Below are 11,344 nucleotides of genomic sequence, written 5' to 3'. Positions count from 1 at the left end.
CCATTTCGATGGTTCCCTGCCAGACATGCCGTGCGCGCGGCACTCTCAGCAGGGAACCATCGAAGCGGGGGCCGGGGCCGAGGGCCGGCGCAGGGGGCCCTGGGTGTCAGTGGCTCCCAGCCAGCGAACGCCACAGGAAGTGGTTGCTCCGGGCCTGAAGCGCTGCCGCCTGCCTGTTGTCGGAGGCTCCCGCGTGGCCGCCTTCCAGGGCTTCATGGAACCAGACGTTCGGGATGCCCATGGCCTGCATGCGCGCTGCCATTTTGCGGGCTTGGACAGGACCCACCCGGTCATCCGAGGTGGCAGTCCAGATGAAGGTTTCCGGGTATTCCACGCCGTCGTGAAGCAAGTGGTACGGCGAGAAGGTGCGGATGAACTCCCATTGCGCCGGGACATCCGGGTCGCCATATTCGGCAATCCAGGAGTAACCGGCGGAGAGCTTGGTGTAGCGGCGCATGTCCAGGAGCGGCACTCCGCAGGACACGGCGCCGAACAATTCGGGGTACTGGGTCAGCATGTTTCCCACCAGGAGCCCGCCGTTGGAACCACCGACGCAACCGAGCCGGCGCCGGCTGGTAACGCCACGAGAGATGAGGTCCTTCGCTACGGCGGCGAAGTCCTCGTAGGCACGGTGTCGGTTTTCCTTAAGGGCCGCGCGGTGCCAGGAGGGACCGTATTCGCCGCCTCCGCGGATGTTGGCAACCACGTAAACGCCGCCACGCGAGTGGGCGGCAGCTCCGTCGTCGGACGCTGCGCCCGAGGTCCGGCGCTCAAGCCATGCCCGGCCTACCGTTCCGCTGTACGCGGGGGTCCGGGAAACTTCGAAGCCTCCATAGCCGGAGAGCTGCGTGGGGTTCTGGCCGTCCAACACCAGATCTTTCGAAGCAACCTGGAAGTACGGCACGCGGGTGCCGTCCGCAGACTCCGCGAAGTGTTGCTGGACTTCGTAGTCGGCTTCGGTAAAGAACGACGGCGACCGCTTCACTTCGGCGTGGCGGCTACCCACCCCGGAGCCCCCGGAAGAGGCTGCAACAAGAGTTCCTCGAGTCAACGTCGTCGGCGTGGTGAAGCCCGTGGCCACCAGCCAGAAGTCGTTGCCTTCAGCGCCGGTGTCTTCGTCGTCCACGGCGTAGGCATTGACGTCGTGCAGGGGAGGGCAGGCGTCCAGGACAGTGGATGCCCACACCCCATCGGAGTCAACAACAGACGGGTCAAGCACGCGGATCTCGGAGGAGACATCGCGCAGGAGGTTCAGTAGGAGGTAGTCCTTGGTCCAGCTCCAGGACTGCAGAGACGTGTGGGCATCCGGCGTGAACAGGACCAGCAGAGAACGGGTCCCTGCCAGATAGGAGTCGAAGTCGGCGGCCAGCAAGGAACCGGCAGGGTAGACAACGCCGGCAACCTCCCAGTCTTTTTGCGGGCGGAACAGCAGCCAGTCCCGGTGGGCGCTGATGTTCACGTCGGTGGGAACGTCGATTGCCACCCACGTGTCGTCGCGCCGCAGGGATGTGGTGCGGTTGTAGAAGTCGATGTAGTCCACGGCGAAAGTCCGCTCGTAACCCGGGGTGGAGTCGTGGGCCACCATGGCCAGCATGTGGTCCTCGGGGATTTCGAAGAGGCGCTCAGCGTCGGCCAGGGACTGGCCGCGGCGGAGCTTAACACCGGTACGCGCATAGGACGACGATGTGGCGGGCAGGCCTTCGGCTGTGCTGGAGACCAGCAAAGTGTCGGCGTCCAGCCAGCTGACGTTGCCTTTGGCTGTGGGCAGGTCAAAGCCACCCTCCATGAAGGTGCGGGATTCGACGTCGAACTCGCGGTGGCGGTCCGCGTCGCCGCCGTCGGGGGAGAGCGAAACCATGGCCAGGCGGTACTCGGAGCCGTCGTCCGGACGGAGGAAACCGGCCCCATGGAACACCCACTCGACGCCTTCAGCGGCGGCGAGGGCGTCGACGTCCAGCAGAACGTCCCACTCGGGTTCCTCGGTGAGGTAGCTTTCCCAGGTGGTGCGGCGCCAGAGGCCCTTGGGGTGTTCCTGGTCTTTCCAGAAGTTGTGGGGAAATCGCCGCGTTTGGAGACCATTGCGATGCGATCGGTGGAGTCGAGGACCTCCAGGATGCCGGCCTCAACGGCCTCGTATTCGGCGTCCTCCAGCAATTCCTCGGTGCGGGCATTCTGCTCGCGGACCCACGCCAGTTGCTCTTCGCCGTGGATGTCCTCAAGCCAGACGTTTTCGTCCGTTGGCTCAGGTGCAACGTCCGCTGCATGCCGCGGGCTGCGGGCCTGCGCGGTCTCGTTGTTGGGAAGTGGCGATTGATCAGCTTCTGTGGTGGTCATCGCCCCATCCAAGCAACACTCTTCGACGGTAAGCAAGTCACGCAGAAGTTAGGCTTGAGCGTGGCTAAATCGCAGACCAAACGTGTTGCCCTGATTGGGGCCGGCCCTCGGGGCACCAGTGTCCTTGAGAGGTTGCTCGCGAATTGGGCTGCGGACACACAGCCAGGGGCCACCCTTCGTATCGAAGTTGTGGACCCTTACCCGGCCGGTTCGGGTCACGTGTGGCAGCCGGAGCAGTCCCGGCTGTACCTGATGAACACGCAGTCTTTCTATCCCACGCTCATCCCCGAGGACTCTGAGCTCGCACCGCCGCTCGCGGGTGGTTCGTTTGATCAGTGGCGGGAGGCCCGTCGTCGTGATGGCGTGGGACTGAACGACGCCGAGAAGGCGGAGCTGGCCACTCTCGAATCGCACGACTTCCCCAGCCGGGCACTGTACGGACGGTACCTTCGCCAAACGTTGGCGGGCTTGCTGGAACGGCTGCCCGACGGCGTCGAGGTCACCTTCCATCAGACACTTGCCCTTGCGGCGCGCCCGGTTGAGGACGGATTCGACGTCGAACTCGCCAACGGCGGCACGCTCACCGTCGGTTCCGTGGTCCTCGCGCTGGGCCACATCGAGTCCCGGCTAAGTCCTGAGCAGCGCTCTTTCAAGAGTGCCGCGGACGAGCAGGGCCTGCTGTACTTCCCGCCTGCTCCACCGGCTGACGTTGATTGGCAGGCTGTGCCGGACAATGAACCTGTGCTGGTCCGGGGCATGGGCTTGAACTTCTTTGACGTCATGGGTCAATTGACGGAGGGTCGTGGCGGCAAGTTCGTTGAGGCCAGCTCACCCGGCGCCGGTGTGCTCGAATACCGGCCCTCGGGCCGGGAGCCAAGGATCATTGCTGCATCCCGCAGGGGCACCCCGTACCGGGCCAAGGCGGGCTTGGCGGGCTACTACCCCAGCAGCATCACCATGCGCTACCTGACAGAAGACGCCGTGGACCGGTTCCGTGCGGCTGGCATCCAGCCCGGGTTTGATCATGACCTCTGGCCGTTGCTTCACCGCGATGCGCTGTGGGCCTACTACTCAACGCTTGCCCGGTCCCAGCCCGCCGCGATCAAGGATCCCGCGCAGTTCCTCGCCGATCTTGAGGATGCGCTCCAACCGCATGCGCACACCACTGCGAACTGGGAAATTGAGGTGGGGAACCTCGTTGAAAAACACGTTGCCGCGTCCCGCCGGCTGAATTTGAGAGGGCTCGCAGCGCCGCTCGCGGGCCGGACTTTCGCCTCCCGGAGCGAGCTGGACGCCGCTATCACGGCCTACCTTGATGATGATGCCCGCCGCTCGGCGCTGGGCGAGGCGGACCCCGTCAAGATGGCCATCGGGGCTCTTCACACCGGCCGGGCCATCCTCAAATCCGTGGTGGCGGATGGCGGGATCACCGATGAATCCTGGCTGGCGGGTTTGCGGGGCTGGTTCGAGTCATTCGTTGAAGGTCTGGCCAGCGGAGCGCCTGCGCTGCGTTCGGAGCAGTTGGCCGCTTTGGCGCGTGCCGGCGTCGTAAGTTTTGTGGGCCCGGACCCGAAGTTCAGTGTGGACCGCGGGGCCAGGGTGTTCCGGGCGGTGTCTCCTTGGGTTCATGACTCCCCGGTGGAAGCGCGGACACTTGTGGAGGCGATGTCGCCGGCCAACAGGGTGGGCATCAACCTCTCGCCGCTGCTGGAGCAGCTTATGGCAGATGGTTTGGTGCGCACCAAGATCATGATGAGTGTTGAGGGAACGCCCATGCAGACCACCGGGCTTGATGTGGAACCGCACCCCTACAGGCCCTTGGCAGCCAACGGATCCGTCACGGAGGACTTGTATGTCCTGGGCCTCCAACTGTCAGCTTCACAGTGGGGTACGGCCATTGCCGCGGAAGCGAGGCCGCGCACCGGCCCGGCCTACGCGAGCGGACAACGGACCCTTCGCGATGCGGACGAGATTGCCCGGAGCATTCTGGGCCGCTAACGACCCGGGGCGCCACAACGTTCAAACAGCAGCAGGGCCTCTCACCAACAACGCGGTGAGAGGCCCTGCTTTTCATGGTCACGCTAAGGAGCGGATCAGCCCCTCAGGCACCGTTGATACTCCAGCCATGCAAACGCGTACCTGAGCCATCCCGCAATGTCGTACCACTTTGACGGCTTGGTAGGCGCGGTGCACTGCGGCGGATTCGGGCCGCTCCCTGCCACCTGTACCAGCGCCTTCACTACGGTTCCGCTTTCGACGGCGGAGAGCACCAAGGTTCCGGTGCCTGCAGCTGCCGCTGCGGGAACCTTGAGGTCCACAGTGGCGCTTCCCGCGGTCACGGGGACCGAGCCGAGCGCTATCGCTGCACCCTTGGAATCTACGAACACAGCGTTCAGCGTTGCGTTGGCCGGGCTGCCGATGGAGGTGAGGTTCAGCTTGGAGACCGCCAGAGCCATGGAGTCTCCGGCCTTCACCTCAGGCGCCGTGGAGTTGGCCACCGCAACAGAGCGGCGTGCGAAGTCCGGGGACACGGGCTTGTGTGCCTGCAGGTACTTGATCCACGCATCGCGGTCCACCAGGCCAGTGTCCTTGGTGTTGCTGCCTTCCTTGAAAATCCGGAAGTTGTCACCTCCGGTAGCCAGGAAGCTGAAGGTCCCGATCCTGTACTGCTTGGCAGGATCAATCACGGCTCCGTTCACCCAGATGCCGGTGATACGGTCCCCGGCGGGGCGAGCGGCGTCGTAGGTGTAGTTGACGTTCTTGGAAACACCCAGTTGCTGGTAGGGGCGGCTGGGGATGGTGCCGTCGGCGTTGGTCTGCCACTGCTGCTCCAGGAGCGTCTTGAACTGCGCGCCGGTTAGGGACGTGGTCCAAAGGTTGTTCACGAACGGCAGGACGGCATTGGCTTCGGCGTAGGTGATGGTGCCATCGGGCGCGTAGTACAGCTCATTACGCAGGCCGCCGGGGTTTACGACGCCGATCTCCGCTGCACCGAGTTCAGGCGCCTTGAGCGTGTCCACCAGGGAATCCGCCACCAGGTTGCCCAGCGTGGACTCACTCGCGCGATCGTCCCGCTTGGGGGCGCCGCCCGCCGGATCCGGGGTGAAGGCGGTGGTGATATCAGCGGTTACTGAGCCTACGGGCTGGTTGCCAATGACGGCAGCCTCCGCGAGGGCCTTGTCCACGATGGTCTTCACAGCGGCCACCCGCGGGTAGGCAGCAACGAGGCTGTCCGCGGTATCGGTTGTCCGGTCCACGACTGCGGCCTTGTAAGCGGTCACTGTTTTGCTTGCTGTGTCCACTGTGAGGGTCACGGTTCCCACGTTTTCACCGTAGTTGCCGGTCTGCACGATCGGGCGGGTCTTGCCGGTGGGCTGACCGCTGGCGTTCAGGATCGGAGCGTCCCAGGCATATTCCTTGTGCGTGTGTCCCGTGAAAATCGCGGCGACGTCAGCAGTGGTTTCGTTGACGAGTTTGGCGAACGGCCCGCCGGCTGCAACTTCCTGTTCCAACGTGGCACCTTCGGGCGTTCCGGAGGCAGCGCCATCGTGGTTTTCCACGATGATGAGGTCTGCCAGGTTGTCGGCCTTGATCTTCGCGGCCACCCGGTTGATGGCTTCCACAGGATCGCCGAACTCCAGATCCGCAATTCCGGCCGGCGTCACCAGGGAAGGAACTTCCTGCGTCACAGTACCGATCACTGCCACCCGCATGCCGTTCATGTCCAGCACCTTGTACTCCGGCAGGACCGGTGTGGTGGTGCCCTTCTGATAGACGTTTGCACCCAAGTAGGCGAACTTCGCGTTGGTACCTCCAGCGACGACGCGGTCGCGCAGGTCCGCCCAACCGCCGTCGAACTCGTGGTTGCCCACAGCGGAAGCCTGCAATTCGAGCGCGTTCAAGACGTCGATGGTGGGCTGGTCCTTCGCTACTGCGGAAGCGAAGAGGGAAGCACCGATGTTGTCGCCGGCGGAAATGAAGGCCGTAGCGCCGGGAGCTGCTGCCGCCCGGAGCTTCTCGACTGTTCCGGCGAAGAGGACTGTGTTGGAGTCGATCCGGCCGTGGAAGTCGTTGATACCCAGGAACTGCAGGTCAACAGTTGCCGGTTCGTCGGCAGTCAGGTTCAGGCCCACCACCACGGGGTCGTGGTCGCTGGCCCGGAACTCGTCACCGGCATAGTAGTTGGTCACATTGTTGTTATACCTGCTGTACTCCAGCGCGACAGACTCTACGGAGTTGATGTTCCAGATGTCAGTTCCGGTGACCACTTTGTGGGCGGCCGGGGACGCGAGGATGTGGTCCAGGGAGCCGACCATGCCACCGAACAGGTAGGAGTGCTTGCCGGTGCCGGCTTCCAGGTCCGTGTAGCCGGCGCCCGTCAGGACGTTGATGGGATCTTCTTTGGAGTAGGCGTTGAAGTCACCAATGAGGAAGACCTTGTCTGTGCCTTTCGAGGCCTGAAGGTCCTTGGAGAAGGCCAGCAGGGATTCGGCCTGCTTGGTACGGGCGATGTTCGAGGCGCCCTGGCCCTTGTCAGTGTCATCCGGGGTCGCTGCCGAGCCCTTGGACTTGAAGTGGTTCACGATCGCGATGAACTTCTTGTCATCGTCTCCGCCAACTGGCTTGAACACTTGTGCGAGGGGCTTGCGGGCACTTGCGAAAGCCACGGTGTCATTGTGGATGATGGACTCACCCACGGGCTCGGCCACGGCTTTCTTGTAGATGAACGCTGTACGGATCATGTCCTCGTCGCTCAGCGGGGGAGCGTTGGCGGGAGTGCGCACGTAGTCCCAAACACCGGGTGTCTTGACGTTGAGGGCATCCACCAGCTTGGACAAGGCGTCGTCGCGGTTCTTGCCGAACTGTGCCGAGTTCTCGATTTCCTCGAGGGATACGACGTCGGCGCCGGACTTGGTGATGGCCGTGACGATCTTGCTCTGCTGGCGCTCAAAGTTCTCCGCATTGGCTGCACCGCGGGCGTTGCATCCCTCTTTGACCGTGATCGGGTTGCCGTCGCGATCGGTGTAGAAGACACAGCCTGCCAGCTGGTCACCGGTGGTGGGGAAGTAGTTCAGCACGTTGAAGGAGGCCAGTTTGAGGTTGCCACCTACGTCAGCGGGGCCTGTTGGCCTGCTGGCGGTGAAGCTCGCAGGCTGGACGGAGTCAGCGTTGGCCGCAGTCAGGGCGGTCAGTGGCTGGAACTTCCAGGAGTTGTTGCCGTAGCCCAGAATGACGTCGGTCCGGAACTTTGCGGGTGAGCCGACACGGACAGGGTCGGACGTGGTCAGGTACGGAAGTTGCTGGGCCTTGGTGGAGGCGTCCTTCAAGAAATTGGTGGACGCGCCGTCGTCGAGCTTGATACCGCGCAGGGCGTTGTCCGCCACCACGGCCGCGTGCTCGGCGGAGCCGTAGGCTGCCACAGCAGTGGGCTGCACCAGAGGGGATGTGCCGGCTGCGAGGCCGATCTCACCGTACTGGTTCAGGGAATAGTTGTCCGTGACCGTGAAGTCACCCTGAGGAGCCACGAGCATACCCTCCAGGCTTTCCCGCGCGGCCTCGTTGGCAGGCAACGTGAACGGCGTGGACTTGACCTCCGGTGCCGCCTCGGTGAGCTTCTTCAACCCCGCCGCCTCAACGGTCAGCTGGGTTTGACTGGCGAATTCGCTGACCACACCGGTGAGTTGCACGTAGTCGCCCGGCTGGACCGCTGCCGCCGTCGACGGCGAATAGACGAACAAAGCGTCCGACGCCGTCCTGGCCGCCCCCGCGTTGTCACCGCCGCTTCCGGCGGTTTGGACGTAGTAGCCGTTGAAACCGCCGGTTGCGTAGACGGCTGTGACCTTGCCGCTGGTTGTCACGGTGCTGCCCACAAACGGACTGGCCGGGCCGGTTCCCTGGATCTCGGCGATGGCCTTAAACCCGGGCTGGGGGTCTACGGGCGGTGTTTCGCCGCCGTTGGAGGCGGTGGGAGTGATGGTGGCGCTGAGGCTGAAGTCCGCCGCGTTGGAGTCGGTGTCCACACCATTGGTGCGATTAAGGCTCTTGACGTCCGAGTTGCCGGCGGGTGCGGAGGCAACGGCGGTCTCAAACGTGTTGGAGGTGCCGTAGCCCAGAAGGTCGGCGATGGCTGCATTGCCCGTCACTGATCCTGCTGGAAGTGAAGAGATTGCAGTGGCCTGTTTGGCCAGGACCAGGGTTCCCGTGGTTCCGCTGGGGTTAAGCGTGCCGGTTGCCTGAACATCGGCAGCGGGTAGATCCGGCGCCGTTGATGTGCCGCTATTGGTGGCACCCTTGACCAGGAAGTACCCCTTGGCGGGAATGCTGCCTGTCAATGGGGTGACACCCGTGGGTGCTGCCGTAGCCGTGGCAGACCTGTACTGCAGGGACCATCCGGCCAGGCTGACCGGCGCGTCCGAGGAGTTGTACAGCTCCACGAACTTGTTCTTGAAGGCCGCGCCGTTGCTCCCGCCGCTGAGGTAGGCCTCGTTGATCACCACCGGGGAGGTACCGGCGGCGGCAGGTTCGTCCGCTGCCATGGCTGGGGCGGCCGTCAGCGGGGCCGCGAGCAACCCCATTGACAGGACCGTTCCCGCCAAGGATTTCCTATGCATAAATTTCATCCGCTTGAACTTTCATCAGTGAGCTCTGTGGAGCTCCATGAATGGCGCCCACTGTCTTGTGAAGTGGGCGAATGCCGGAAGTTACTCCCGGGTAAAGCTGCCTCGGACCTAGCTGAACACGAACGGATGAATGGAGGGTTGACCCGGGGTCAACAATGGGGGACCGAGCAACGGCCCGGTAGTTCCGCGACTAGCTGGTTTGCCCCAGGTCCTGAATGACCTTGAAGACGGCTCCCGTGGGGTCCGACAAGGTGGCCAGCCGGCCGAAAGGTGTGTCCTCCGCGGGCTGCATGACGGTGGCACCGAGAGCCGTGGCTTGCTCCACGCTGACATTGGTGTCTTCCACCGCGAAATACACGCTCCACATGGAGGGGACCTGTTCGGGCAGGAAACCGGAGGCGTCCATGATGCCTGCCTTGGCGTCGTCACCGGCCCCAAGCGTTACGTAACGGAAATCCGGGGTGTCGCTCATGACTGCCGTGTCCCAGCCGAAGACCTTCTGATAGAAGGTGACAGCGGACTCGTAGTCCTTGGCAAGAAGTTCGTGCCAGGCCGGAGCCCCGGCTTCTGCCGCGACCTCGTAGCCTTTCATCTCGCCGAACTGCCAGGCGCCGATGGCGGCGCCCGCGGCATCCCCATACATGGCCATGCTGCCCTGCTCAGGCACCTCCATGGGTTCCAGGAGCACCTGTCCGCCGTTGGCTGCCGCTGCCTCAGTGGTGGCTGCGATGTCATCGGTGCGCAGGTAAGTGGACCACACGTCCGGCATGGCACCCATGTCCGCCTGCTTCTCCATGATGCCTGCCACCATCCGGCCGTCCTTGAAAGCGGTGATGTAGCCACCGTACTTTTCCTGGTCTCCGGTCTCATAGGTCCAGCCGAAAAGTGCCGTGTAGAAGGCCTTGGCCTTCTCAGTATGGGACGTCATGAGGTCGATCCAGCAAGGGGAACCGGGAGTGATGTCAGGCTTGGGCATAGATGAAGCTCCTGTTGTTGCGCCGTGGCAAAAGCTGCGACTGATGTCTGCGATGTGAAGACAGGAAGAACACTATGCGGGGGCTCTGACAGTTTCAATGATCTTCCGGGTGTCAGTTCTCAGTTCCGCGGGAGCCGCGCTGCAGCTGCACCGAAGCCGCGCGGGAACTGCGTTGGCGCAACACGCCCGCAGGCACAAGAATGCCCCGGGTCCTGGGACCCGGGGCACCTCATTTGCGGAAGGTAAGGGATTTGAACCCTTGGTACGGGGTTACCGCACACTGGTTTTCAAGACCAGCTCCTTAGGCCGCTCGGACAACCTTCCTCGCCTAGTAGTGTTTCATAGGGAGTTGGCTGTTCCAAAACATCACGTATTCCAGCCCCTGCCCCGGGGTCTGGAGGACAAGCAAGAAACCGGGAGTTCGTCATGAAAGCCGTCTACATCTCAGAGCCGGGCGGGCCCGAAGTCCTCGAAATCCGCGAGGTCCCTTCTCCGGTGCCCGGCGAGGGCGAGGTCCTGATCGACGTCGTGGCTGCGGGACTGAACCGCGCCGATGTCCAGCAGCGCAGAGGGTTCTACCCGCCGCCCCCGGGGGCATCGGAAGTTCCGGGCCTGGAAGTTTCCGGTCGCATAGCCGCTTTCGGCCCCGGCGTCACTAAAGCGTTCTCCGTGGGAGACAAAGTGGTGGCACTGTTGTCTGGTGGCGGCTACGCCCAGCAAGTGGCAGTTCCGGCCGAGCAAGTCCTGCGGGTGCCCGAAGGCGTGGACCTGATAACTGCGGCTTCCCTGCCTGAAGTTGCAGCCACTGTGTATTCGAACCTGATCATGACCGCACAATTGCAACCCGGCGAGACTGTACTCATCCACGGTGCAACGGGCGGCATCGGCACCATGGCCATCCAACTGGCCAAGGCCTATGGCGCGCACGTGGCAACCACGGCCGGCACGGATGAGAAAGTCGGTACAGCCAAGGCCTTCCTCGGCGCCGATATCGCCATCAATTATGCCGAAGAGGACTTCGCTGAAAGTCTCAAGGCACGCAACGGAGGCAAAGGCGCGGACGTTATCCTCGACGTCGTGGGTGCCAAATATCTGCAACAGAACATTGATGCTCTCGCAGACTATGGCCGACTGATCGTCATCGGCCTGCAAGGTGGCGCAAAAGCCGAGATCAACCTCGGGCAACTCCTTAGCAAGAGGGCTGCTGTCATTGGCACAGCGCTGAGGCCGCGACCGGTGGCTGAAAAGGGAATCATCATCTCTGGCGTCCGCGAGTTCGTCTGGCCCATGCTGACCGATGGCAGGATCAGGCCCCTGGTGGCCAAGTCCTTCCCCCTTGAGCAAGTCCAGGAAGCACACCAGTACTTCGACTCCGGCGAGCACGTGGGCAAAGTCCTCCTGCTCCTCTAGTAAG

The 11,344-nt window shown here is 63.4% G+C and carries 4 protein-coding genes, 1 tRNA gene and 1 pseudogene; 2 read left to right on the top strand and 4 right to left on the bottom strand.

Annotated features, from left to right (window positions below; translation table 11 throughout):
* Positions 1-106: 106 nt before the first annotated feature.
* Positions 107-2,334, bottom strand: a pseudogene (locus EU811_RS00600) (prolyl oligopeptidase family serine peptidase).
* 60 nt (positions 2,335-2,394) lie between these two features.
* Here EU811_RS00600 and EU811_RS00595 point away from each other — a divergent pair.
* Positions 2,395-4,332 (top strand): FAD/NAD(P)-binding protein, encoded by a 1,938-nt coding sequence (locus tag EU811_RS00595; RefSeq protein WP_142936591.1) that lies wholly within the window; start codon positions 2,395-2,397, stop codon positions 4,330-4,332.
* 95 nt (positions 4,333-4,427) lie between these two features.
* Here EU811_RS00595 and EU811_RS00590 read toward each other — a convergent pair whose 3' ends face one another.
* The 3 genes from EU811_RS00590 to EU811_RS00580 form a co-directional block, all read right to left on the bottom strand.
* Positions 4,428-8,945, bottom strand: coding sequence for an ExeM/NucH family extracellular endonuclease (locus EU811_RS00590; RefSeq protein ID WP_142936595.1), 4,518 nt, complete (start codon positions 8,943-8,945; stop codon positions 4,428-4,430).
* 199 nt (positions 8,946-9,144) lie between these two features.
* Positions 9,145-9,930 carry a VOC family protein gene (locus tag EU811_RS00585; protein ID WP_142936590.1) on the bottom strand — a complete coding sequence of 262 codons (786 nt, stop codon included), beginning with the start codon at positions 9,928-9,930 and terminating at the stop codon, positions 9,145-9,147.
* A gap of 236 nt (positions 9,931-10,166) precedes the next feature.
* Positions 10,167-10,254: transfer RNA gene (locus tag EU811_RS00580), tRNA-Ser, on the bottom strand.
* Between the two features lie 102 nt (positions 10,255-10,356).
* Here EU811_RS00580 and EU811_RS00575 point away from each other — a divergent pair.
* Positions 10,357-11,340, top strand: a complete 984-nt coding sequence (locus tag EU811_RS00575; RefSeq protein WP_142936589.1) for an NAD(P)H-quinone oxidoreductase — start codon at positions 10,357-10,359, stop codon at positions 11,338-11,340.
* Positions 11,341-11,344 lie beyond the last annotated feature (4 nt).

The sequence above is a fragment of the Arthrobacter sp. TS-15 genome (assembly GCF_006964045.1).
Taxonomy (GTDB): domain Bacteria; phylum Actinomycetota; class Actinomycetes; order Actinomycetales; family Micrococcaceae; genus Arthrobacter.
Note: the sequence above shows the minus strand (reverse complement) of the source record. Positions and strands in the feature narration are given on the sequence as shown.